General features: G+C 73.8%; 16 protein-coding genes. 10 read left to right on the top strand and 6 right to left on the bottom strand.

All coding sequences use genetic code 11. From position 1 onward, the window contains the following. Positions 1-26: 26 nt before the first annotated feature. Positions 27-2561 carry a DNA helicase PcrA gene (gene pcrA / locus WN71_RS12575; RefSeq protein WP_046585789.1) on the top strand — a complete coding sequence of 845 codons (2535 nt, stop codon included), beginning with the start codon at positions 27-29 and terminating at the stop codon, positions 2559-2561. Positions 2562-2663: 102 nt separating this feature from the next. Here pcrA and WN71_RS12570 read toward each other — a convergent pair whose 3' ends face one another. Continuing rightward, positions 2664-4427 (bottom strand): M23 family metallopeptidase, encoded by a 1764-nt coding sequence (locus tag WN71_RS12570; RefSeq protein ID WP_079177825.1) that lies wholly within the window; start codon positions 4425-4427, stop codon positions 2664-2666. Positions 4428-4569: 142 nt separating this feature from the next. Beyond that, a complete protein-coding gene (locus WN71_RS12565; protein WP_046585794.1) occupies positions 4570-5439 on the bottom strand; it encodes an esterase/lipase family protein in 870 nt (289 codons plus the stop codon). Between the two features lie 626 nt (positions 5440-6065). Between WN71_RS12565 and WN71_RS12560 the strand changes: the two genes are divergently transcribed. Continuing rightward, complete coding sequence (locus WN71_RS12560; protein WP_046585796.1) at positions 6066-6482, top strand: coenzyme B12-dependent isobutyryl CoA mutase small subunit; 417 nt, start codon at positions 6066-6068, stop codon at positions 6480-6482. A gap of 293 nt (positions 6483-6775) precedes the next feature. Here WN71_RS12560 and WN71_RS12555 read toward each other — a convergent pair whose 3' ends face one another. Both WN71_RS12555 and WN71_RS12550 read right to left on the bottom strand, forming a co-directional pair. Beyond that, positions 6776-8419, bottom strand: a complete 1644-nt coding sequence (locus WN71_RS12555) for a DUF5691 domain-containing protein (protein ID WP_046585799.1) — start codon at positions 8417-8419, stop codon at positions 6776-6778. A 218-nt stretch (positions 8420-8637) separates the two neighbouring features. Then, entirely contained in the window at positions 8638-9993 is a 1356-nt protein-coding gene (locus WN71_RS12550) for an SWIM zinc finger family protein (protein ID WP_046585801.1), read from the bottom strand. Between the two features lie 163 nt (positions 9994-10156). Here WN71_RS12550 and WN71_RS12545 point away from each other — a divergent pair, with 163 nt between their 5' ends. The 5 genes from WN71_RS12545 (at position 10157) to sucD (ending at position 18298) form a co-directional block, all read left to right on the top strand. Continuing rightward, positions 10157-11287, top strand: coding sequence for an ATP-binding protein (locus WN71_RS12545; protein WP_046585803.1), 1131 nt, complete (start codon positions 10157-10159; stop codon positions 11285-11287). Positions 11288-11557: 270 nt separating this feature from the next. Continuing rightward, the gene (locus tag WN71_RS12540; RefSeq protein ID WP_240529638.1) at positions 11558-14098 is read left to right on the top strand and encodes a DUF5682 family protein; all 2541 of its coding nucleotides are present in this window, start codon (positions 11558-11560) and stop codon (positions 14096-14098) included. After that, positions 14095-15258: a VWA domain-containing protein gene (locus WN71_RS12535; RefSeq protein WP_046585805.1), complete on the top strand. Its 1164-nt coding sequence runs from the start codon at positions 14095-14097 to the stop codon at positions 15256-15258. The genes WN71_RS12540 and WN71_RS12535 overlap by 4 nt, the downstream gene beginning before the upstream one ends. A gap of 951 nt (positions 15259-16209) precedes the next feature. Continuing rightward, the gene (gene sucC, locus WN71_RS12530) at positions 16210-17388 is read left to right on the top strand and encodes an ADP-forming succinate--CoA ligase subunit beta (protein WP_046585806.1); all 1179 of its coding nucleotides are present in this window, start codon (positions 16210-16212) and stop codon (positions 17386-17388) included. 25 nt (positions 17389-17413) lie between these two features. Beyond that, positions 17414-18298, top strand: coding sequence for a succinate--CoA ligase subunit alpha (sucD, locus tag WN71_RS12525; RefSeq protein WP_046585808.1), 885 nt, complete (start codon positions 17414-17416; stop codon positions 18296-18298). A 277-nt stretch (positions 18299-18575) separates the two neighbouring features. On the opposite strand, the gene WN71_RS12520 is transcribed toward sucD, so the two are convergent. Continuing rightward, on the bottom strand, positions 18576-19424 hold the full coding sequence (locus tag WN71_RS12520; RefSeq protein WP_046585809.1) for an RNA polymerase sigma factor: 849 nt from the start codon (positions 19422-19424) through the stop codon (positions 18576-18578). Between the two features lie 69 nt (positions 19425-19493). Here WN71_RS12520 and WN71_RS42670 point away from each other — a divergent pair, with 69 nt between their 5' ends. Then, the gene (locus WN71_RS42670; RefSeq protein ID WP_071369837.1) at positions 19494-21764 is read left to right on the top strand and encodes a cell division protein PerM; all 2271 of its coding nucleotides are present in this window, start codon (positions 19494-19496) and stop codon (positions 21762-21764) included. Positions 21765-21828: 64 nt separating this feature from the next. On the opposite strand, the gene WN71_RS12510 is transcribed toward WN71_RS42670, so the two are convergent. Beyond that, the gene (locus WN71_RS12510; RefSeq protein ID WP_046585811.1) at positions 21829-22674 is read right to left on the bottom strand and encodes a hypothetical protein; all 846 of its coding nucleotides are present in this window, start codon (positions 22672-22674) and stop codon (positions 21829-21831) included. Positions 22675-22967: 293 nt separating this feature from the next. Between WN71_RS12510 and purN the strand changes: the two genes are divergently transcribed. Beyond that, on the top strand, positions 22968-23597 hold the full coding sequence (purN, locus tag WN71_RS12505; RefSeq protein ID WP_046585812.1) for a phosphoribosylglycinamide formyltransferase: 630 nt from the start codon (positions 22968-22970) through the stop codon (positions 23595-23597). After that, entirely contained in the window at positions 23594-25168 is a 1575-nt protein-coding gene (gene purH, locus WN71_RS12500) for a bifunctional phosphoribosylaminoimidazolecarboxamide formyltransferase/IMP cyclohydrolase (RefSeq protein WP_046585814.1), read from the top strand. The genes purN and purH overlap by 4 nt, the downstream gene beginning before the upstream one ends. Positions 25169-25232 lie beyond the last annotated feature (64 nt).

Genomic DNA, 25232 nt, shown 5'->3' with positions numbered 1-25232 from the left:
GTGCGGCGCCCTAGACTCGGAGAGCGATGAGCAGCCTCTTTGACGACAGCTTCCTGGCGGACCTCCAGGCCCCTCGCGGGCACGCGGAGGAGCACCCGCCGCCGCCCGAGGACGATCACGAGGACGGCCACCCGGCGGAGCCGGTCCCGCACGATCTGTTCGGCGGGAAGTTCGACCTGCCCCCGGACCGCGAGGAGTACTACCGCGACGGCGCCCCGCGCCCGGTCCTCGACGCGGCCACGCTCCTGGAGGGGCTGAACGACAACCAGCGCGCCGCCGTCGTGCACGCCGGCTCCCCGCTGCTCATCGTGGCCGGCGCCGGTTCCGGCAAGACCCGTGTGCTCACCCACCGCATCGCCCACCTGCTGGCCGAGCGGAGCGTGCACCCGGGCCAGATCCTCGCGATCACCTTCACCAACAAGGCCGCGGGCGAGATGAAGGAGCGCGTCGAGCAGCTCGTCGGCCCGCGCGCCCACGCGATGTGGGTCATGACGTTCCACAGCGCGTGCGTGCGCATCCTGCGCCGCGAGTCGAAGAAGCTCGGCTTCACCTCGTCGTTCTCGATCTACGACGCCGCCGACTCCAAGCGCCTGATGGCCCTGGTCTGCCGCGATCTGGACCTCGACCCCAAGCGCTACCCGCCGAAGTCGTTCAGCGCCAAGATCTCCAACCTCAAGAACGAGCTGATCGACGAGGAGGACTTCGCGGCCCAGGCCGCCGACGGTTTCGAGAAGACCGTCGCCCAGGCGTACGCGATGTACCAGTCGCGGCTGCGCGAGGCCAACGCCCTCGACTTCGACGACCTGATCATGACGACGGTCAACCTGCTGCGCGCCTTCCCGGACGTCGCCGAGCACTACCGCCGCCGCTTCCGGCACGTCCTCGTCGACGAGTACCAGGACACCAACCACGCGCAGTACGCCCTCGTGCGCGAGCTCGTCGGCACCGCCGAGCACCCGGTGGACGTGCCGCCCAGCGAGTACGACCTCCAGCCCGCCGAACTGTGCGTGGTGGGCGACGCGGACCAGTCGATCTACGCCTTCCGCGGCGCGACCATCCGCAACATCCTCCAGTTCGAGGAGGACTACCCGAACGCGACGACGATCCTGCTGGAGCAGAACTACCGCTCCACGCAGACCATTCTGAGCGCCGCCAACGCGGTCATCGAGCGCAACGAGTCGCGCCGCCCCAAGAACCTGTGGACCAACGCCGGCGCGGGCGCCCGGATCACCGGCTACGTCGCCGACACCGAGCACGACGAGGCCCAGTTCGTCGCCGACGAGATAGACCGCCTGGTCGACGCGGGCGACGCCAAGGCCGGCGACGTCGCCGTCTTCTACCGCACCAACGCCCAGTCCCGGGTCTTCGAAGAGGTCTTCATCCGCGTCGGCCTGCCGTACAAGGTCGTCGGCGGTGTCCGCTTCTACGAGCGCAAGGAGGTCCGGGACGTCCTCGCCTATCTGCGGGTCCTGGCCAACCCGGAGGACTCCGTCCCGCTGCGCCGCATCCTCAACGTGCCCAAGCGCGGCATCGGCGACCGCGCGGAGGCGATGATCGACGCCCTCGCCCAGCGCGAGAAGATCAGCTTCCCGCAGGCGCTGCGCCGCGTCGACGAGGCCTACGGCATGGCGGCCCGCTCCACCAACGCCGTCAAGCGTTTCAACACGCTGATGGAGGAGCTGCGCACGATCGTCGAGTCGGGCGCCGGACCGGCCACCGTCCTGGAGGCGGTGCTCGAACGGACCGGCTATCTGGCCGAGTTGCAGGCGTCCACCGACCCGCAGGACGAGACCCGTATCGAGAACCTCCAGGAACTCGCCGCCGTGGCGCTGGAGTTCGAGCAGGAGGGCGCCGAGAGCGCCGAGGCCGCGGGTGCCGAGGGGGCCGCGGGCGCGGCCGCCCCGGCCGCCACGCTGGCCGACTTCCTCGAACGGGTCGCCCTGGTCGCCGACTCGGACCAGATCCCCGACGAGGACGAGGACGGCAGCGGCGTCATCACCCTGATGACCCTGCACACGGCCAAGGGCCTGGAGTTCCCGGTGGTCTTCCTCACCGGCATGGAGGACGGCGTCTTCCCGCACATGCGCTCTCTCGGCCAGACCAAGGAGCTGGAGGAGGAGCGGCGCCTGGCGTACGTCGGCATCACCCGCGCCCGGGAACGGCTCTACCTGACCCGGTCCGCGCTGCGCAGCGCCTGGGGCCAGCCGTCGTACAACCCGCCGTCGCGGTTCCTGGAGGAGATCCCGGCCGCGCACGTCGAGTGGAAGCGCACCGGCGCCACGGCCGCCGTCCCCGCGGGACCGGTGTCCGGCGTGGCGTCCTCCCTGTCGTCGTCCCGGTCGCGTTCGTCGGCCGCGGGCGCCTCCGGGTTCGCGACGCGGCGCGCCGCGGAGAAGCCGGTCGTGTCGCTGGCCGTCGGCGACCGCGTCACGCACGACCAGTTCGGCCTCGGCACGGTCGTCGCGGTGAAGGGCACGGGCGCCAACGCCGAGGCGACGATCGACTTCGGCGACAAGCCGAAGCGGCTGCTGCTGCGGTACGCGCCGGTGGAGAAGCTGTAGCTCCGGCCGCGGCCGCAAGGCGGCCGTGGCTGTGCCCTTGGCCTCGGCTGACGCCGTGGCCCGGGGAGGGGCCTTCGCTCCGGTGCCGGAGCGGCGGCCTCGTCAGGTCGGGTCGAGCCCGTGGCTGCGCAGCCACGGCAGAGGGTCTATCGGCGAACCCCCGGCCGGACGGACCTCGAAGTGCAGGTGCGGGCCCGTGGAGTTGCCGGAGTTCCCGGAGTACGCGATGGGGTCCCCGGCCTTGACGGTGGTTCCGGCGGCGACGCGGTAGCTGGAGAGGTGGCAGTACCAGGTCTCCGTGCCGTCCTTCGCCGTCACGATCATCATGTTGCCGTAGGCGCTGTTCCACTTGGTGGAGACCACACCGTCCGTCGCGGCCATGACCGTCGTGCCGTACGACACCGGGAAGTCGATACCGGTGTGCACGGACATCCAGTTCACGCCCGCCTGGCCGAAGTAGGCGCTGAGCCCCTTCTGGGTGACCGGGATCGCGAACTTCGGCCGGAGCCGTTCCTTGCGGGCCGCTTCCTCCGCCGCCTTCTTCTTCTCGGCGTCCTGCTCGGCCTTGAGGTCGATGCGTTCCTGGGTGCGGCTGGCCCGGTCGGCGAAGTCGTCGGCACCGGCCGACACGCTCTTCAGCTGGGCGTCCAGCTTGTTGTTCGCGGCGGACGGCTTCACCGACTGCGCGTCGGAGGCGGAGGCCGAGGTGTCCTTGTCACCGCCGGCGAAGGGGCCGACGTTGGCGGCGGCGATACCGGCCACGCCCATCACGCACACCGAGGGCACGGCCACCGTCAGCAGCGCCGAGCGCTTCGCGGGCGAACGGCGCCGCGAGCGGGACGCGGCGCGGCCGCCCGGCCGGGCCGCGGGGGTGAACTCCTCCTGATCCTCCAGGAGTTCGGTGACCGCGGGCAGTTCGCCGGTGTCGCCGGGGCCGTCCTGCGGGCCCGGATCGGCGTCGTCGTGCCCGGCGGCCTGGTCGTACTCCCCGGCCTGGTCGTACTCTTCGGCCTGCCCGTAGTCAGTGGCCTGCGGGTGGTCGGCGGCCTGTCCGTACTCGGTGGCCTGCTCGTGGTCCGAGGTCTGCTCGTACTCGGTGGTCTGGCCGTATTCGTCGGAACCGGCGTGGTCCGTGGGGCCGCCGTCGGTGTTCCACTGCGTGGTGTCGTAGGCGGCGGTCTCGAAGGTCTGGGTGCCCCACTCCCAGTGCTGGGTGGCGTCGGCGGTGCCGGCGGGCTGCTGCCAGCCGCTCGCGTCCCACTGTCCGGACGGGTCCGCGGGCGCGGCCTGCGGCGGTACGGCGGCGAGCCCCTGCCGGCCGGTGGCCCAGGCCGTCGCGTCGTAGGCGCCGCTGTCGTATCCGGCACTGTCGTATCCGGCGGTGCCGTACGCGGAGGCGTCGTAACCGGAGGTGTCGTAACCGGAGGTGTCGTAGCCGGTGCCGGCGTAGGCGGTGTGCTGCTGGGCCGCATAGGGGTCGTGCTGCGCGGACTGCCCTCCGTCGGAGGTCCACGCCGCGTTGCCGTACGCGTCCACGACCGGGGTCTGGCCCTGCAGGTCGCCGAAGAGCGGATCGGCCGCATAGGCCGTGGTGGCGTGGCCGGTGGCGTAACCGCCGGTGTCGTAGCCGCCGTACGTGGTGAAGTCGCCGTACTGGGCTTCCTGGCCGCCGTACGCGTAGGGCGTCGAGGCGGCGGCGTCGGAAGCCGGTGCCGGGGAGGTCATGGTCCCCGACGGGTGACGGTCGTTCACCAACTTCTCTTTCGCCTCGACTACAGGGGCCGGCAGAGCAGTGCGGCGACTGTACCCGGCGGTATGCGGGCGCGACAATCTTCCACAGGTTTCGTGCCCGCAGGAAACGGGCATTCGGCCGTGTTTCGGGGGACCACGGGCAAGGGTTTGGCTCTGTGTTCGAAGATTGTTCGAGGCTGTGAGGGGTCTTTGGGGCCTCTGAGCGCCCCGGGACGGGTGTCTCGGGGCGGTGTAGGGGTACGCCGTCGGGCCGCTGTCAGGCGACGGTCAGGCCGCCCTTGCCATGCCCGGCCGTCGGTTCTCCGGGGTGCGCGGTGTCGAGGGCCTGCCGTATGCCGGTCGCGACCGCCGGATGCACCGGGAGGGCGAGATGCCCCACGCCCGTCACCTGCACGTTCTGCACCAGGAGATCCGGGTGGTCGATCTGGGCGGTCTCCAGCGGGTCCATGAGGTGGTCGAGGTCGCTCCAGAAACTGACGAAGTGCGTACGGCATCCGGGTGCCGGGCGGGCCAGCTCCTCGACCAGATCCGAGCCGGGGCGCATCTGCCGGACGATCGGGTGGGCGTTGGCCAGCGGGGCGACCTTCGTGCCCGAGTGCGGGGTCCCGAGCGTCACGAGGGTGCGGACGCGCAGGTCACCGCCGAGCCGCTGGACGTAGTACCGGGCGATCAGGCCGCCCAGGCTGTGCCCCACGACGTCCACGTGCCGGCTGCCGGTGCGCTCGCAGATGTCCTCCACATGGCGGCCGAGCAGCTCGGCGGCGGCCCGGATGTCGCAGGTCAGCGGCGAGTAGTTGAGGCATTCGACGCGCTGTCTGCCGTGCTGGGCGAGGCTGCGCCGCAGCATCACGAAGACCGAGCGGTTGTCGATGAAGCCGTGCAGCAGGACGACGGGCGGCTTGGCCTCCGTCGGCAGCTGCGCGGTGCCCTCGGGCGGGTCGAGCAGCGGCCCGGGGCCGCGGCGTTCCTGGACGATGCCGGCCGGATAGAGGAAGAGGTGTCCCGCCAGGATGGCGATCTCCAGCGCGGTCGCCTTGAGGAGGGCCAGGGACAGCCCGGTCAGCCTGACCGGAAGCAGGCGCCGGCAGAGGGGAACGAAGGGCTGCACCACCCGGGTGACCATCATGGCCGACCTCCTGTCGGCACGCGTGAGGACGGCTTCGTCCCCCGTGTGCCCTCGTGGGAGACCACGGCGGAGGTGACCGACGGCGCGCGGACGGTCCGCGTGAGCTGGGTGCGGCAGGTGGCGCGGGTGGCGCCGGTGGTGCTGCGACGAGGTGGCCTGCCGGTGGGACGACGGGTTCCCCCGCTGTCCCGTCCAACCAGTTCTGCGTGCCCTTCGTGCACTCGTCGAAGTGCCGCACCAGCCGTCCGCGCGGCCTGCGGCGCGGTGCTGCGGCGACTCCGTTGCGGCTCCTGATGCGCTGGCTCCCGGCGCGGTCCGCGGTCCGCAGGATCATGCGGCCCGTGGGCCGCGAGGTCCTGGAGCGGAGCGCGGCGAACGTGTCCCACCGTGTGATTTCCCCCTCGGTCCGCGCCGCGAAACTGCCGGTTGCGGGATGCTGGAGATAACGTTCGTTCACTTGACCGGCCGGTGGCCTGTGAGGGGCGGATGGTACGCCTCGAGCGGTTTACGTGCCATGAGAGATATGCACGGCATGGGGCAAGTGCTCGACATGCGCCGAGCTTCTCGGTACGGATGGATCCGGTAGATCCGGTACGGATGGATGTAGTCGCTTCATGGAGGCAGTGATGGGTGTGGCAGCCGGTCCGATCCGCGTGGTCGTGGCCAAGCCGGGGCTCGACGGCCACGACCGCGGGGCCAAGGTGATCGCGCGGGCGCTGCGCGACGCCGGCATGGAGGTCATCTACACCGGGCTGCACCAGACGCCCGAGCAGATCGTCGCCACGGCGATCCAGGAGGACGCCGACGCGATCGGCCTGTCGATCCTCTCCGGCGCGCACAACACGCTCTTCGCGGCGGTGATCGACCTGCTCGCGGAGCGCGAGGCGGGGGACATCCTCGTCTTCGGCGGCGGCATCATTCCCGAGGACGACATCCCCGCGCTCAAGGAGAAGGGCGTCGCGGCGATCTTCACCCCGGGGGCGACCACGCAGTCCATCGTGGACTGGGTCCGGGCGAACGTCCGCCAGCCGGCCTCGTCCTGACCGAAGCGATCCGGCTGATCCGGCCGATCGGGTTGAACGGGCCGATCCGGCGGGGCGGGTTGATCCTGCCGGCTGGGCCGACTTGACCGACTTGGCCCACCTGGCTGACCTGGCCCACAGGGCTGCCCTGACCCGCCGGGCCGACCTGACCGATCGGGCCGACCTCACCGATCGGGCTGACCCGGCGGACCCGGTGATGTGGGGCGGGCGGGGTGCGGCCAGGTCGGCCCGGGCGGCTACGGCCGTCCCGGCGACGGGCGTGGGTCCGCCCTGGTCCGCGCGGGGGTGTTCCGCTACGGCCCCGACGGGCGGGGCGGGGCGAGTTCCTCGGACATCGTCGCGCGCAGCCGCAAGGTGGTCATCAGCCGCTGGAACGCCTCCGCCCAGTAGCCGCCGGCTCCCGGCGCGGCGTCCTCGGACTCGTCCGGGACCGCGAGCAGGCCCTCCAGCCGGCCGGCCTCCGCGGGGTCCAGACAGCGCTCGGCCAGCCCCATCACACCACTGAAACTCCATGGGTAGCTCCCCGCGTCCCGTGCGATGTCGAGGGCGTCCACGACGGCCCGCCCCAGTGGCCCGGCCCACGGCACCGCGCACACCCCGAGCAGCTGGAACGCCTCGGACAGTCCGTGCGTCGCGATGAACCCGGCCACCCACTCGGCCCGTTCGGCGGTGGCGAGCGTGCCGAGCAGCTTGGCGCGCTCGGCCAGGGACACCGCCCCCGGCCCGCCCGCCTCCGGCGCCGACGGGGCGCCGAGCAGCGCCCGGGACCACTCGGCGTCGTCCTGCCGCACCGCCGCCCGGCACCAGGCGGCATGGAGCTCCGCCTGCCAGCCGTCGGCCACCGGCAGCGCGACGATCTCCCGCGGTGACCGCCCGCCGAGCCGCCGCGACCACGACCCGAGCGATGCCGCCTCCACCAACTGGCCGAGCCACCAGGATCGTTGACCACGGCCCGTGGGCGGCTTGGCCACCACACCGTCCCGCTCCATGCTGGTGTCGCACTCGAGCGGGGCCTCCACGACGATCGCCGGTACGTCCCGCGTGCGGTCCACGGACACGCAGGAGCCGGCCCGCGCCGCCATCCGCCGTGCGAGGGCCGACGCGGGCAGCGCCGACAGCAGCTCCGCCGCCGTCGCCCGCACATTGCGGCTGCGGTCGGACAGGGCCGCCTCCAGGAACGGTTCGTCGTCCGCGTAAAGCCCGGTGCGCAGCGAGTCGAGGAACATCAGCCGGTCCTCCGCCCGCTCCGTCGCCCACGACGCCACGAGCAGTTCGCGCGCCGCGGCGGCGTCACGGGAGCGGAGCGCCGAGAGCAGGGCGACCCGCTCGGAGAACAGCCCTTCCTCCCACACCTGCCGGACGCGCTCGGGAGTGTCCGGACCGGGCGCCGCGGCGCCGCCCGGCGCGGCCCGCAGGGCGAACCGCCAGTCCGGGTTGAGCCGGGCCAGCCACAGTGCCCGGGGCCCGGCGAACGTCAGCGCCGCGGGCCGCAGGTCGGTCCGCCCCCGCGCCGCGTCCAGCAGGGCGGGCAGCGACTCGGCGGGGGCGGCGTAGCCATGCCCGTTCGCCGCCGCGAGCCATTGCGGGAGCAGTTCCTTCAGGTCCGGCGAGGTGCCCCGGCGGCCGCCCGAACCGGTGCCGGGGCGGTCGGCGAGCAGCAGCGCGAGGCGGCGGGCCGCGGCGGCCGGGAGGGCGGGCCGCGGGTCATCGGCCGCGGGGTCCGGGCGCCGTACCGCCGGTGCGGCGCGCAGACCGGCCCGCCGTCGTACGGTCTCCAGGGCCGCCGCGTCCAGCAGGGCCACCGGGGCCGCGCGGCGCGGCCCACCGGTGGCGGGTGGGCGGCGGTCGGTGCCGAGCAGCGCCGAGGTGACCAGCTCCTCCCAGGCGGCCGGGGCCGCCTGGGCGGCGGGTCGGTCGGGAGCGGACGTCCTGTTCACGCGGGTCCCTTCCTGGTCGATCGGCGTTGCCTTCGGAGCCGGAGCCGGAGCCGGAGCCGGAGCCGGAGCCGGAGCCGAAGGTGAAGCCGCAGCGGAAGTCGAAGCCGGAGTTGAAGGTGAAGCCGGGGTCGGGGCTGAGGCTGGAGCTGGGGCTCGGGCCGTGTCTCCGGCCGTGTCCGTCGCCCCGGGTGGCCTCTCCCCGGCGTCCCGCGTCCGGGTCAGCACAGCGCCACCGCCTCCCCCGTTTTCTCCGGCCAGGCCGTCAGCGGGGTGAATCCCCGGTGGCCGCACTCGCCGAAGACCGTCACCGGTGCGCCGCCCGACAGCGCGGCCAGCCGCCACAGGCCCGGCCGGGACAGGGCCGCGGGGGCGAGCGGCAGCGCCGTGTCCCCGTCGGCGTCCGCCAGTTGCCAGGAGTCGCCGTCCGGCGCGGGGATCACCCGCTCCAGGGTGACCGGGACCGCGTCCAGCCAGGGGTCGTCCCGCAGCGCCTCGCCGTACCGTGCGACGGCCTCACGCGGGGTCCTCCCCGGCGGCCGCACCGAGGTCGGGGCGGGGGCCGCGAACTGCTCGCCGAGGGCGGCACGCGGCTGCCCGGCACCCGGATAGGCCGACAGCTCCGCCTCCAGCGCCAGCCCCACCGGCAGCGCCAGTTCGGGGGAGCGGCCGGCCGCCCCATAAGAGAGGAGCAGCGCGTCACGGCCCGAGCCGACGCCGTGCAGCCAGATCCGCCGGGTCGTCAACTTCGCGTCGGCCGTGTCGTACTGCGCGAGGACCAGCCAGGTGTCGCGCACCGGCGGACCGTCGGCGGAGGCGGGCAGGCCGATACGGGAGCGGACCGTCGCCGCGAGACCGGCGGGCAGCCGGTCCCGGCGCAGCCAGCCCTGGTCGAGGAGGTGGAGCAGCGCGCACTCCTCCAGCAGCCGTACCGGCCAGCCCGGCCCGGAGTCCGGGATCGCGCCCAACTCCCGCGCTCGGGCGGCGAGTCCGGGTGCCTGCGCGTCGACCATGCGGGCCGCGGTCTCCTCCCACAGGCCGTACCCCCGCTCGCCGGCGGTCGCCAGGCCGGCGCGCAGCAGGTCGGAGAGGCGCTGCTCCAGCTCTGTCGCCCCCGCGGTGACCCGCTCGGCGCGGCGCTCCGCCCGGCGTCGCGCCGCCTCGGGATCGGCGGATCCGGCCGATGGACCGGCCGCCGCCTCTCCCCTTTTACTCTCGGCCCGTTTGCGGCGGCCTTCGAGCCACTGCTCGGCCCACCCCGGCGGCTCGGCCGTCGGCACCGCGCCGGGGCCGCCCGCCCACAGCAGCAGCAGTCCGATCGCGTGCTTGCACGGGAACTTGCGGCTCGGACAACTGCACTTGTACGCGGGCCCGGCCGCGTCCGCGATGTCGACGACCGTCTGGTACGGCTTGCCGCCGCTGCCCCGGCACAGCCCCCACACCGTGCCCTCGTCGGAACTCCCGGCCTCCGACCACGGGCCGGCCGCGCCGAGTTTGCTTCCCGCTTTGCGTGACGAGTCGTCAGGCGCCAGTGCCAGCACCTGGTCCGCCGTCCAGCGCACCCCCTGCTGAGTCATGTCCCCGACGGTAGGTCCCGCCACTGACAATCGGCCGGGCAGCCGCCCCGGCGAACGCGTTCTCGCAGGTCACATCGCATTGTCAGTGGGGTGGTGCACGGTGGGTGACAGATCCGAACCGGCCGAGCTGGAGGGGACCTCAGCCATGTCAGCCACGTCAGCCATGTCGCGGTCTGTCGCACAGACCACCGCGGACGCGTCCGCGCCCGAGCGGTCCGAGGCGTTGCGACCGCACGCCGAGGACGCTTTCGCCACCGAACTCGCGGCGCTGGCCGCCCAGGACGACCGGCCGCGCCCGGCCCGCTGGAAGCTGTCGCCGTGGGCGGTGGCGACCTATCTGCTGGGCGGCACGCTGCCGGACGGCACCGTGATCACACCGAAGTACGTGGGGCCGCGCCGCATCGTCGAGGTGGCCGTCACCACGCTCGCCACCGACCGGGCCCTGCTCCTGCTCGGCGTGCCCGGCACCGCCAAGACCTGGGTGTCGGAACACCTGGCCGCGGCGGTCAGCGGGGACTCGACGCTGCTGGTCCAGGGCACGGCGGGCACACCGGAGGAGGCGATCCGCTACGGCTGGAACTACGCGCAGCTCCTCGCCCACGGCCCGAGCCGCGCCGCGCTCGTGCCCAGCCCCGTGATGCGGGCCATGGCGGAGGGCATGACGGCCCGGGTCGAGGAACTGACCCGTATCCCCGCCGACGTGCAGGACACGTTGATCACCATCCTGTCCGAGAAGACCCTGCCGATACCGGAGCTGGGGCAGGAGGTGCAGGCGGTCCGCGGCTTCAACCTCATCGCCACGGCCAACGACCGCGACCGCGGGGTCAACGACCTGTCGAGCGCGCTGCGCCGCCGCTTCAACACGGTGGTGCTGCCGCTGCCGGAGAGCGCCGACGCCGAGGTCGAGATCGTGGCGCGCCGCGTCGACCAGATCGGCCGCTCCCTCGATCTGCCGGCCGCGCCCGACGGCGCCGACGAGATCCGCCGCGTCGTCACCGTCTTCCGTGAGCTGCGCGACGGGATGACGGCGGACGGACGGACCAAGCTGAAGTCGCCCAGCGGCACGCTGTCCACCGCCGAGGCGATCTCCGTGGTGACCAACGGTCTCGCGCTCGCCGCCCACTTCGGCGACGGCGTGCTGCGGCCCGGCGACGTCGCCGCGGGCATCCTCGGCGCGGTGGTCCGCGACCCGGCCGCCGACCGGGTGGTCTGGCGGGAGTACCTGGAGACGGTCGTGCGCGAACGCGACGGCTGGAAGGACTTCTACCGCGCCTGCCGGGAGGTGAGCGCGTGAGCACCCCCGCGATGACGACGATGACGACGAAGAGGACGAAGGCGATGAAGACGGCGGCGGTGACGACCACAGCGGTGACGACCACGGCGGTGACGACCACGGCGACGACCGGGGCCCCGGCTCCGGAGTGCCGGAAGGAGGGCATGGTGTTCGACGACGACACGCGCTGGCCGCAGCGGGCCCACCGGGGTCCGCGACCGCACGGAGCCCGACGTCCGGGACGGCGGGCAGGGCGGGCGGCCGGGGGTCCCGCGGTGCGAGGGGGACGGTGTGGCGGGCGCTGAGCGCGCGGGCGGGGGGCCGCTGCTGCTCGGGGTGCGGCACCACGGACCGGGCTCGGCGCGCGCCGTGCGGCGGGCGCTGGCCGCGGCCCGCCCCCGGGTCGTGCTGATCGAGGGCCCGCCCGAGGCCGACGCGCTGATCCCGCTCGCCGCCGACGAGGAGATGCGCCCGCCGGTCGCGCTGCTCGCGCACGCCGTGGACGAGCCCGGCCGTTCGGCGTTCTGGCCGCTGGCCGAGTTCTCCCCCGAGTGGGTCGCGATCCGCTGGGCCCTGCACCACGGCGTCCCGGCCCGCTTCATCGACCTGCCGGCCGCGCACACGCTGGCGGAGGACGTGCTGCACACCCTGACGGAGGAGCACGCACGGACGCCCGCGGCGGACGGCCCGCCCGACGACGACGGCGGTCCCGCCCCCCATCCCGATCCTGACCCCCATCCCGATCCCGATTCCCATCCGCATCCCGGCGCCGACGTCCGGGTCGATCCGCTGGCCGTCCTCGCGGAGACCGCCGGGTACGACGACCCCGAGCGCTGGTGGGAGGACGTCGTGGAGCACCGGGGGGCCGGGGAGCCGGACGCCTTCGCTCCGTTCACGGTGCTGGAGGAGGCCATGGGCGCGCTGCGCGAGACGTACGGTCACGGCGGCCACGCCCGGGACCTGGTCCGCGAGGCCCATATGCGGCTCCAGGTGCGCGCGGCGCAGAAGGAGTTCGGCGCGGACGAGGTCGCCGTGGTCTGCGGGGCCTGGCACGTTCCCGCGCTGCGCGCCAGGAGCTCTGTCGCCGCGGACCGGGCCCTGCTGAAGGGCCTGCCCAAGGTGAAGGCGGACCTGACCTGGGTGCCCTGGACGCACCGCAGGCTGGCCAGGGCGAGCGGCTACGGCGCCGGCATCGACTCACCGGGGTGGTACGGGCATCTGTTCGCGGCGCCCGACCGCCCGGTCGAACGGTGGCTGACCAAGGTGGCGGGCCTGCTGCGGGACGAGGACCGGATCGTCTCCTCGGCCCATGTCATCGAGGCGGTGCGGCTGGCCGAGACGCTCGCCGTGATGCGCGGCCGTCCGCTGCCCGGCCTGGGCGAGACCACCGACGCGGTGCGGGCCGTGATGTGCGAGGGCTCGGACGTGCCGCTGGCCCTCGTGCACGACCGGCTGATCGTGGGGGACGTACTGGGGGAGGTGCCCGAGTCGGCGCCCGCGGTGCCCCTGCAGCGCGACCTCACCCGCCTCCAGCGCCGGCTGCGCCTGAAGCCGGAGGCCCTGGAGCGGGAGCTGGAGCTCGACCTGCGCAAGGAGACCGACGCCGAGCGCAGCGGACTGCTGCACCGGCTGGGTCTGCTGGGCGTCGGCTGGGGTGAGCCGGCCGCGTCCCGCGGCAGCACGGGGACGTTCCGGGAGACCTGGCGGCTGCGCTGGGAGCCGGAGCTGTCGGTGCGGGTCGCCGAGGCCGGGGTGTGGGGCACCACGGTGCTCGCCGCCGCGACCGCGAAGGCGGAGTCCGACGCCGTCGCCGCGCGGGCGCTGGCCGATGTCACCGCGCTCGCGGAGCGGTGCCTGCTCGCGGGGCTGGCGCGGGCGCTGCCCGTCGTCATGCGGGTCCTCGCCGACCGGGCGGCGCTCGACACGGACGTCGGCCGGCTCGCCGAGGCCCTCCCGGCGCTGGTCCGCTCGCTGCGCTACGGCGATGTCCGCGGCACCGACACCGCGGCCCTGTCCGAGGTCGCCGCGGGCCTGGCCGAGCGTATCTTCGTCGGTCTGCCCCCGGCCTGCGCCGCGCTGGACGCGGACGCCGCCGAGGCGATGCGCGGCCACGTGGACGCGGTGCACACCGCGGTGGGCCTCCTGGACGAGGCACCCGCGACCGGCCGCGCGCAGCTGCGCGACCGGTGGCGGGCCGTGCTGCGCGTGCTGTCCGGGCGGGACACCGTGCCGGGCGTGATCCGTGGGCGGGCCGTACGGCTCCTGCTGGACGAAGGGGAGCTGGCGCAGGACGAGGCGGCACGGCTGATGGGCCATGTGCTGTCGCCGGGCACCCCGCCCGCGGACGCGGCCGCGTGGATCGAGGGGTTCGTGGGCGGCGGCTCGGGCGGCGGGATGCTCCTCGTCCACGACGAACGGCTGCTCGGGCTGGTCGACGCATGGCTGACCGGGGTGCCGGCGGAGGCGTTCACCGACGTGCTGCCGCTGTTGCGCCGCACCTTCTCGGCGTACGAGCCGGGCGTCCGCAGAACGCTCGGCGAACTGGTCCGGCGTGGCCCGGGCGAGGGGCCGCGGGCGGCGGCCGCCGGCACCGGGGCCCTCCCGGGCTTCGCCGCCGAGTCCGACCCCGGCCGGGCGGCGGCCGTCACCCCGGTGCTCCGCCTGCTCCTCGGCCTGGACGACCCGGACACCCTCACCGACACGGGGACCGAAACGGTCGGTACCGACATGATCGGTGCCGAAACAACCAGTACCGAAACAATCAGTACCGAAACGATCGCTACCGACACGATCAGTACCGACGACAACGACCTCGCGGGGGTGGGCGGATGACGGACGAGGTGGCGGACCCGGCGCAGGAGCGGCTGCGGCGCTGGCGGCTGGTGCTCGGCGGCGGTCGGGCGGACGGTGTCGGTCGCGCGCTCTCCGCTCAGGACGCCGCGATGGACGGGGCGCTGACCGCGCTCTACGGCAAGGAGGACGGACGGCGCGGCGCCAAGGACCGCTCGGCGGGGCTCGGGGCGTCGGCGCCGGCCGTGGCGCGCTGGCTCGGTGACATCCGGACGTACTTCCCGTCCTCCGTCGTACAGGTCATGCAGCGCGACGCGATCGACCGGCTCGGGCTGGCCTCGCTGCTGCTGGAGCCGGAGATGCTGGAGGCGGTCGAGGCCGACGTGCACCTGGTCGGCACGCTGCTCTCGCTCAACAAGGCGATGCCGGAGACCACGCGCGAGACGGCGCGCGCGGTGGTGCGCAAGGTCGTCGAGGACCTGGAGAAGCGGCTGGCCACCCGTACCCGGGCCACGCTCACCGGCGCGCTCGACCGCAGCGCGCGCATCGCCCGGCCGCGCCACCACGACATCGACTGGAACCGCACGATCGCGGCCAACCTCAAGCACTACCTGCCGGAGTACCGCACGATCGTGCCCGAGCGGCTGATCGGCTACGGCCGGGCGGCGCAGTCGGTGAAGAAGGAGGTCGTGCTCTGCATCGACCAGTCCGGTTCGATGGCGGCGTCGGTCGTCTACGCCTCGGTGTTCGGGGCGGTGCTGGCGTCGATGCGGTCGATCCGGACCCGGCTGGTCGTCTTCGACACGGCGGTGGTCGACCTGACCGACCAGCTCGACGACCCCGTGGACGTGCTCTTCGGCACCCAGCTCGGCGGCGGCACGGACATCAACCGGGCGCTCGCCTACTGCCAGTCGCAGATCACCCGGCCCGCCGAGACCGTGGTGGTGCTGATCAGCGACCTCTACGAAGGGGGTATCCGCGACGAGATGCTGAAGCGGGTCGCGGCGATGAAGGCGTCGGGGGTGCAGTTCGCGGCGCTGCTGGCGCTGTCCGACGAGGGGGCGCCGGCGTACGACCGCGAGCACGCGGCGGCGCTGGCCGCGCTGGGCGCGCCGGCCTTCGCCTGCACGCCCGATCTGTTCCCCGAGGTGATGGCGGCGGCCATCGAGAAGCGGCCGCTGCCGATACCCGAGGCCGGCTGAGGCCCGCCGGAGGAACCGCCCGAGGAACCGCCCGGACCCGGCTGCGTCGCCGCGCACGGTGAGAGCGTTGGCGATATGCCGACTTATTGACGAGAAACGGCCGGAAGGCCGGAAAGTGGACATGCCTACCCATCGGTAATGGGGGGCTTGCGCAACCCCGGGCGTCCCGTAAAGATCGCTGTCTCGTACCAAGTGATCCTTTCGCCCCTGTTGCGTCCCGTCCCGCCGCCCGGCCTCCCGCCCGCGGCGTGACTGCTCCGTCGCGTACCGGGCACAGGGTCACCGACGTCGCGCCGGGCGACGGGACGCCGTAGGGCCGCCGCCGGGCGGGTCTCGCGTGCTCCGCCCGCACCCGTGCGGGGAGCGCAACCGCACCCCGCGAAGGCAATGCGTGCAGTCGCCGTGGGTGCCGTCGCGCGGCGCGTGCAGAGGACTCCGCGGGGGCGACCGCCCGGACGGCCGAACGCCATCGGCCGGCTCCGGACGGGTCCGCGCGGACGGGGCGGGTGGTCTCCATTGGGGTGGGGATCAATCGTTCCGAGTTCCGGGGAACCCCCTGATCGGGGCGCCCTTCCGGGGCTGAGCACGGGGCCTCACCGGGTCAACCCCAGCCCGGTGAGGCTTCATCCCGGCCCCGCCGCGACCCCCTCGCGGGCGGGCCGCCGGTCGTGTCCCGTTCCCCTCCCGTTCGGATCGGGGACCGCTTCCCACCCGGTGCCCGCGGCACGGGGTGCCGTAGAAAACGGCATCATGTGACAGGTATCACCGCGGCCGTGTGACCCTCGATTTAGGGACCTTCGGCAAGCGGCGATAACCTGCGAGACGGACATGCCGCGCGCTCGGACACCGTGTGCGCCCCCCTTGTGACACACGCGGACGTCACGTTGCCCTTCGCGGCACGCCCACGCATCCAACGAACCGCGACGAGATCACTGATAGGGACGGAAGCGCGTGGACCTGTTCGAGTACCAGGCGAGGGACCTCTTCGCCAAGCACGATGTACCGGTGCTGGCCGGTGAAGTCATCGACACGCCTGAGGCGGCGCGCGAGATCACCGAGCGGCTCGGCGGCAAGTCCGTCGTCAAGGCGCAGGTGAAGGTCGGTGGTCGCGGCAAGGCCGGTGGCGTCAAGCTGGCCGCCTCCGCGGACGAGGCCGTCGCCCGGGCGACGGACATTCTCGGCATGGACATCAAGGGCCACACGGTCCACAAGGTCATGATCGCCGAGACCGCCCCGGAGATCCTCGAGGAGTACTACGTCTCCTTCCTCCTCGACCGTGCCAACCGCACCTTCCTCTCCATCGCCTCCGTCGAGGGCGGCATGGAGATCGAGGAGGTGGCGGCCACCCGCCCCGAGGCCGTCGCCAAGACCCCGATCGACGCCATCGACGGCGTGGACGAGGCCAAGGCCCGCGAGATCGTCGCGGCCGCCAACTTCCCGGCCGAGGTCGCCGACAAGGTCGCGAACGTCCTCGTCAAGCTGTGGGACACCTTCATCAAGTCGGACGCCCTCCTGGTCGAGGTCAACCCGCTCGCGAAGGTCGCCTCCGGCGAGGTCATCGCGCTCGACGGCAAGGTGTCGCTCGACGAGAACGCCGAGTTCCGCCACCCCGAGTACGAGGAGCTCCACGACAAGGACGCGGCCAACCCCCTCGAGGCCGCGGCCAAGGAGAAGGGCCTCAACTACGTCAAGCTCGAGGGCGAGGTCGGCATCATCGGCAACGGCGCGGGTCTCGTCATGAGCACCCTGGACGTCGTCGCGTACGCCGGTGAGAACCACGGTGGCGTCAAGCCCGCCAACTTCCTCGACATCGGTGGCGGCGCGTCCGCCCAGGTGATGGCGAACGGCCTGGAGATCATCCTCGGCGACCCGGACGTCAAGTCCGTCTTCGTCAACGTCTTCGGTGGCATCACGGCGTGCGACGAGGTCGCCAACGGCATCGTGCAGGCTCTGAAGCTCCTCGAGGACCGCGGCGAGAACGTGACGAAGCCGCTCGTCGTCCGCCTCGACGGCAACAACGCCGAGCTGGGCCGCAAGATCCTCACCGACGCCAACCACCCGCTGGTGCAGCGCGTCGACACCATGGACGGCGCGGCCGACAAGGCCGCCGAGCTGGCCGCCGCCAAGTAAGCACAAGGACGAGGACACCAACACCATGGCTATCTGGCTCAACAAGGACAGCAAGGTCATCGTCCAGGGCATGACCGGCGCCACCGGCATGAAGCACACCAAGCTCATGCTGGGTGACGGCACCGAGGTCGTGGGCGGCGTGAACCCGCGCAAGGCGGGTCAGAAGGTCGACTTCGACGGCACCGAGGTACCCGTCTTCGGCACCGTCAAGGAGGCCATCGAGGCCACCGGCGCCAACGTCTCCGTCATCTTCGTGCCGGAGAAGTTCACCAAGGACGCCGTCGTCGAGGCCATCGACGCCGAGATCCCGCTGGCCGTCGTGATCACCGAGGGCATCGCCGTGCACGACACGGCCTCCTTCTGGGCGTACGCCGGCAAGAAGGGCAACAAGACCCGGATCATCGGCCCGAACTGCCCCGGCATCATCACCCCGGGCCAGTCGAACGTCGGCATCATCCCGGGCGACATCACGAAGCCGGGCCGCATCGGCCTGGTCTCGAAGTCCGGCACGCTGACGTACCAGATGATGTACGAGCTGCGCGACATCGGCTTCTCCACCGCCGTCGGCATCGGTGGCGACCCGATCATCGGCACCACGCACATCGACGCGCTGGCCGCCTTCCAGGACGACCCCGACACCGACCTGATCGTCATGATCGGTGAGATCGGCGGCGACGCCGAGGAGCGGGCCGCGGCCTTCATCGCGAAGAACGTGACCAAGCCGGTCGTCGGCTACGTCGCGGGCTTCACCGCGCCCGAGGGCAAGACCATGGGCCACGCGGGCGCCATCGTCTCCGGCTCGTCCGGCACCGCCCAGGCGAAGAAGGAGGCCCTCGAGGCCGCCGGCGTCAAGGTCGGCAAGACGCCGACCGAGACGGCGAAGCTGGCCCGCGAGATCCTCGCCGGCTGATGCGGCTTCCCGTGGCCTGATCCGGGCCCCGAGCCCGGACGCCCGGTCCACACGGAAGGGCCCGCACCTCACGGGGGGTGCGGGCCCTTCCGTGCGTCCGTGGACATGCGTCGCGCGGCCCCGTCGTGGCCGGTCGCGCAGTTCCCCGCGCCCCTCGGAGGTGCGGTCGGTGCGCCCCGTCGGGGCCGCGGGGAACTGCGCGAACAACCCCCACCGGCCCGCGGCCGAACACCTCGCGCGGCCGTCACGCGGGTGACCCCTCGGAGGGGGGCTCGCGTCAGCGGTCGTCCGGCAGCAGCCGTTCCGGACCCTTCGCCGACTCCCGGCGGAGCTTGTCCCGCAGGCGCTGCTCCGCGTGCGACAGCGGCCCCATCGCCTCTTGTGGCGGCAGCCCCTGGACGGCCACGCCCGGCCCGACCGGCCGCTCGTAGTGGGTCGGCGCCGTACGCACCGTCAGGGTCGTCGCCCCGGCGATCGCGACGGTGAAGGCGATCGCCGCCCGGGTCCAGAAGCGCGTCCTGCGCTCGCCGACGCCGCGCACCCGCGGCGGCTGGGCGGCGCCGAGCCGCTCGTTCGACGCCAACTGGACCATCCGCCGGTGCAGTTCACCGGGTCGGGCCAACTCCGGCAGCCGCGCCGCGACCGCCTCCCGGGCGTGCAGCAGCCGGTGCGCCGCGGCCGGTGTGCTCGCCTCCGTCTCGGCCGCCGTCTCCGGCAGGCCGAGACCGACACCGTCGTAGAGCAGCAGCGTGCGGCGGTACGACGGCGGGAGCGTCTGGAGCACGTCCATCAGGGCGCGGTCGGCCGCCTCGGCGGGGGGCGGCTCGGGGTTGCGGTAGCGGGGCCGGAAGCGGTGCCAGGGGGCGAGCGCGATGTCGTACGCCACCGACCGCACCCAGCCCGCCGGGTCCCGGTCCTGGGCCACGTCGGGCCAGCGCTCCCAGGCCATGTGGAACGCCCGCTCCACGGCCTCGCGCGCGAGTTGCCGGCGGCCGGTGAGCAGATAGGTCTGGCGTACGAGGGCGGGTGCGCAGAAGGCGTAGAGGGCGTCGAACGCCTGAGCGGGCGTCAGGTCGGACGTGAGCTGACCTTGCGTCACCGGGCCCCCCTCCACAGGAAAAAGCACATAAACGTATCTTGGGCGACACTGCGAAGGTTCGCCTGTTACGACGGAAAAGCGCGTGTCGTTGGGAGCATGACCGTCGTGATCCACACGACCGATCGTCGACGACCGCCGTTGCCGCTCCTGTTCACCCGGATGCGCGGCCGATCACCGGGCCTGGCCGCGGGCCTCCTCGGCGGGGTGCTCGCGGCGGCACTGGGGCTCGGCTCCTTCGCGGTGCTGGTCACCGTGGTGTGGATCAGCTCCCCGTACCCCGACAGCGGGCCGGGCGGCGCGCTGCATGTCGCGGCCGCGCTGTGGCTGCTGGCGCACGGCGTGGAACTGGTCCGCACCGACACCCTCTCGGGTGCGCCCGCGCCGGTGGGCGTCACCCCGCTGCTGCTGCTCGCGCTCCCCGTGTGGCTGGTGTACCGGGCGGCGCGGGACGCGGTGCTGCCACCCGGCGACGAGAGCGACGAGAGCGACGAGCGCGCCGAGCGCGCCGAGACGACCCGGGGCACCGGCCGGCCGCGCCGGGAGGCGCCCCCGGTGCCCCCGGTGCCCGCGCGGACCGCGTGGACCGGCGTGCTGGTCGGCTACCTCGCCGTGGGATGTGCCACCGCCCTCTACGCCACCGGGGGCGAGCTGCGCCCGGAGTGGTCCCGGGTGGCGGTGTGCCTGCCGCTGCTGGTCGGCGCGGCCGCCGGGGTGGGGGTGTGGTCGGCGTACGGGCGCCCGCGCGACCCCGTGCTCAGCGTGCTGGTGCTGCTGCCCGGCAGGCTCAGGCGGCTGGTTCTCGGGCCCGCCGCACCCGTCCGCCCGGCCGCCGCCGCCCGCGCCGCGGCGGCCGGTACGGCGGTGCTGGTGGGCGGAGGCGCGCTGCTGGCCGCGGTGTCCCTCGCCTGGCACGGCGGGGCGGCGCGCGGGGCGTTCACCCATCTCACGGACGGGGTGTCCGGTCGGTTCGCGGTGCTGCTGCTGTGTCTGGCGCTGGTGCCGAACGCGGCCGTATGGGGGGCGGCGTACGGCGTCGGGCCCGGGTTCCTGCTCGGCGCCGGGCACGCCGTGGGCCCGCTCTCCTCGGCCCCCGCCCCGCTGCTGCCGCCGTTCCCGCTGCTGGCGGCGGTGCCGGAGGCGGGCTCGGGCGGGCCGCTCAACTGGGCCGCCGCACTGGTGCCGGTGGCGGCCGGGGTGACGGTGGGATGGTTCACGGCGGGGGCCGCGGTGGCGAGGCGGCGGGAGCCGGTGCGCGACGAGCGGACGCTGCCGCTGCGGCGCCGTGCGCCGGGCGGCATGCGGGTGCCGGTCTGGTCGGTCGGCCGCACCGCCACGACCACCGCGCTGGCGGCGCTCCTGTGCGGGGTCGCGCTGGCCGTGCTCGCCGCGCTGGCCGGCGGGCGGCTCGGGGTCGCCGCGCTCAGCGGTTTCGGGCCGGTGTGGTGGGCGACCGGCGCGGCGACGCTGGGCTGGCTGACGCTGGTGGCGGTACCGGTGGCGCTGGCCGGGCGCCTGGTACGCCTCCGCGCCCGCGGGGGAGAACCCGAACCGCCCCCGGCCGACGCCCGCAGACGGACGGGCACCCCGCAGACGGCACAGACGGCACAGACGGCGCGGCCGCCCCAGGAGAAGCCCCACCCGGCCGTGACGGCACCCGGCGGCCGGTGGTTCCGTCGTCTGCGGCGGCCGGCCGGGCCCGGTGCGGCGCAGGTGGCGCGTACGACACGGGAGGAGACCGGTCCGGACGGGGCACCGGAGCGCCGGTGGTCCCGGCGTCCGCGGCGGCCGCTTCGGCCGGGTGCGGTGCAGCCGGCGGGTGCGGCGCGCGGGGAGTCCGGTCAGGGCGCGGCGGCATCGGGCGGCGGGTGGTGGTCGCGGCGCCTGCGGCGGCCGGCCGGGTCCGGTGCGGCGCGGAGCGTGCATGCGGCGCGCGGGGAGTCCGGTCAGGGCGCGGCGGCCCCGGGCGGCGGGTGGTGGTCGCGGTATCTGCGGCGACCGGTCGCGTCCGCTGCGGCGAAGGCGGCGCCCACGGTGCGAGAGGAGCCGGGTCCGGACATGGCACCGGAGCGCCGGTGGTTCCGGCGTCCGTGGCGGCCGGACCGGCTGCGGCGAGGGGAACGGCGGCCGGGCGGCGGTCCGCGCCTGCCGTCACCGGGCCGCGCCCGGCGGGACCGGAGCGCTCCGCCCGTGCCCACCCTTCCGGCACCGACACCGCCCGAGCCCGACTTCTACGACCACGAGGAGTCGTACGACATCCTGCCCGCGGAACCGCCGGACGGCGGCCGCGGGCACGACGGCTCCGACGGCCCCTGGTGGGCCGCCCCGCCGCACGTGCCCCGCCCACCGGAGCCCCCGCGGCAGAGCTGATCCGCCCACCGGAACCCCCGCCGCGGAGCTGATCCGCCCGGGGGCCGGCCCGTGGGCGGAGCGGTCAGCCGTCGGTTCCCAGCACGCCCCGCAGCTGCTCCGGCAGGAGGTGGGTGCAGGACTGCCGCGCCTCGTTGGTGAGGGCGTCGTTGGTGCAGGTGTAGTAGTCGCTGTAGACCAGCTGGGCCGTGAACGTCGCCGCCACCAGCATCAGGGCCAGCAGCGCGGTCACCAGACCGCTGATCGCGGCCGTGACCTGCGGGCGGCCCTGCGGCTCGGGCGCCGGGTTGTCCGGGTCGGGCCGGCGGGGCTTGGCGCGCAGCGCGCTGCCGCCCCAGTACAGGGCCAGCGCGCCGAGCAGCAGCGCCACGTACGGCCAGCTGAACAGCGCGAAGAAGAAGGCCCACATGCCCGACAGCAGCGAGTAGCGGGCACGCCGCTGGACCGGGTCCGTGGGGTCCCAGCGCAGCTGCGGCCCGGGGGCGCCGCCGCCCGGACCCTCGGGGCCGCCGGGCCCCGCGCCGGGGCGCTCGCCGAAGCCGCCGGGGGAGCGGCCCGGCTGGCGGTCGCTCCACTGGCTGCCCCACGGGGAGGAGTCCTTGCCCTGCGCGTCGCCGTCCGGGCCGCCGGCGGGCTTGCGCGGCTGCCAGGGGCGGTCCGGGGTGCCCTCCGGCGGCGGGGCGAACGGGTTGTCGTCCTGACCCTCGCCGTCCCGGCCGGACGGCGTGCCGCCCTGGCCGCCCGCGGGCGCGCCGGAACCCGAGCCCGCCCCGCCCGCGGAACCGTCCGGGCCGTGCGAGGGCGCGTCGGGCGGCGAGGCCGGCCGTTCGCGCAGCAGCACGGCACCCCGTGCCCCTCGCTGCGCCGACTGCGGGGGGAGCGTGAGAAGTCGCGGGCTGCGATCCGGCATCAAGATGAGCGTCTTCCCCTAGATGGATACGGCTGACGGACGTGCATGGTGTGGGCTGTCACTCCGGGAACGCGCCGCAGGACCACGGCGTTCCCGATACCCACTCCCCGCAGACGCTACCTTCCGGCCACGCCCCCGTCCCGTGGGGGCCGTCCGGTGTGCCGGTATCGTTGCTGACGGTCGGCCGCTTCGTAGACTTCCCCGTATCCCGGGGCGCGAAGCATTCGTATGAATGTACAAGGCAGCTGCGGTCCGGCCGCCGACCGAACGCTTCCCCGAGAAAGGGCCCCATCGTGGCCGCCAAGCCCGTGGCCAAGCGCCTCGTCGTGCTGGTCTCCGGATCAGGCACCAACCTGCAGGCGCTGCTCGACACCATCGGACAGCTCGGGCCCGAGGAGTACGGCGCCGAGATCGTGGCCGTCGGCGCCGACCGCGACGGCATCGAGGGGCTGGCCCGTGCCGAGCGCGCCGGGATCCCGGTGTTCGTCCGGCGGGTGAAGGACTACGACAGCCGCGAGGAGTGGGACGCCGCCCTCGCCGAGGCCGTCGCCTCCCACGCGCCCGACCTGGTCGTCTCCGCCGGGTTCATGCGGATCGTGGGCAAGGAGTTCCTCGCCCGGTTCGGCGGCCGGTTCATCAACACGCACCCGGCCCTGCTGCCCAGTTTCCCGGGGGCCCACGGCGTACGGGACGCGCTCGCGTACGGCGCCAAGGTCACCGGCTGCACCGTCCACTTCGTCGACGACGGCGTCGACACCGGACCGATCATCGCTCAGGGCGTGGTCGAGGTCCGGGACGAGGACGACGAGAGCGCTCTGCACGAGCGCATCAAAGAAGTCGAGCGAAGGCTGCTCGTCGAGGTCGTGGGGCGGATCGCCCGCAACGGCCATCGCATCGAGGGACGAAAGGTAGTTATCCAGTGACCGCCGAGAGCATCGAGAGCGGCAAGCGGGCCATCCGTCGCGCGCTCGTCAGCGTCTACGACAAGACCGGCCTCGAGGAGCTGGCGAAGGGCCTGCACGCGGCGGGCGTGGAGCTGGTCTCCACCGGTTCCACCGCCTCGCGGATCGCCGCGGCCGGCGTCCCCGTCACCAAGGTCGAGGAGCTCACCGGCTTCCCCGAGTGCCTGGACGGCCGGGTCAAGACCCTGCACCCCAAGGTCCACGCGGGCATCCTCGCCGACCTGCGGCTGGAGAGCCACCGGCAGCAGCTCGACGAGCTGGGCGTCGCGCCCTTCGACCTCGTCGTCGTCAACCTCTACCCGTTCCGGGAGACCGTCGCCTCCGGCGCCTCGCCCGACGAGTGCGTCGAGCAGATCGACATCGGCGGTCCGTCGATGGTGCGCGCCGCGGCCAAGAACCACCCCTCCGTCGCCGTCGTCACCAGCCCCGAGCGGTACGCCGACGTGCTCGCGGCCGTCCAGGGCGGCGGGTTCGACCTGACCACCCGCAAGCGGCTGGCCGCCGAGGCGTTCCAGCACACCGCGTCGTACGACGTCGCCGTGGCCTCCTGGTTCGCCTCCGAGTACGCCCCCGTCGACGAGTCGCGGTTCCCCGACTTCCTCGGCGCGACCTGGCAGCGCGAGAACACCCTGCGCTACGGCGAGAACCCGCACCAGCCCGCGGCGCTCTACGTCGACGCGAGCGGCGCCGGCCTCGCGCAGGCCGAGCAGCTGCACGGCAAGGAGATGTCGTACAACAACTACACGGACACGGACGCCGCCCGCCGTGCCGCGTACGACCACGACGAGCCCTGTGTCGCGATCATCAAGCACGCCAACCCGTGCGGTATCGCGGTCGGCGCGGACGTCGCCGAGGCGCACCGCAGGGCGCACGCCTGCGACCCGCTGTCCGCGTTCGGCGGTGTGATCGCCGTGAACCGCCCGGTCAGCAAGGAGATGGCGGAGCAGGTCGCGGAGATCTTCACCGAGGTCATCGTCGCTCCGGCCTACGAGGACGGCGCCCTGGAGGCGCTCGCCAAGAAGAAGAACATCCGCGTGCTGAAGGCCGCCGGCGCCCCGGCGAACCCGGTCGAGGTCAAGGCGATCGACGGCGGCGTGCTGCTCCAGGTCACCGACCGGCTCCAGGCCGACGGGGACGACCCGGAGAACTGGACGCTGGCCACCGGCGAGGCGCTCTCCGAGGCCGAGCTGCGCGAGCTGGCGTTCGCGTGGAAGGCGTGCCGCGCGGTCAAGTCCAACGCCATCCTGCTCGCCAAGGACGGCGCCTCGGTCGGCGTCGGCATGGGCCAGGTCAACCGGGTCGACTCCGCGAAGCTCGCGGTGGAGCGGGCGGGCGCCGAGCGCGCCCAGGGGTCGTACGCCGCCTCCGACGCGTTCTTCCCCTTCCCGGACGGGCTGGAGATCCTGACCGAGGCCGGCGTGAAGGCCGTGGTGCAGCCCGGCGGCTCGGTCCGTGACGAGCTGGTCGTGGAGGCCGCGAAGAAGGCGGGCGTGACGATGTACTTCACGGGCACGCGGCACTTCTTCCACTGAGCCCCGGGTCCCGAAGGGCACATCGGGACCTACGCGCAAGCGGCCCGCCGCCCCCGTTCACGGG

Origin of the sequence: Streptomyces mangrovisoli (genome assembly GCF_000974985.2) — a bacterium.
GTDB lineage: Bacteria > Actinomycetota > Actinomycetes > Streptomycetales > Streptomycetaceae > Streptomyces > Streptomyces mangrovisoli.
Note: the sequence above shows the minus strand (reverse complement) of the source record. Positions and strands in the feature narration are given on the sequence as shown.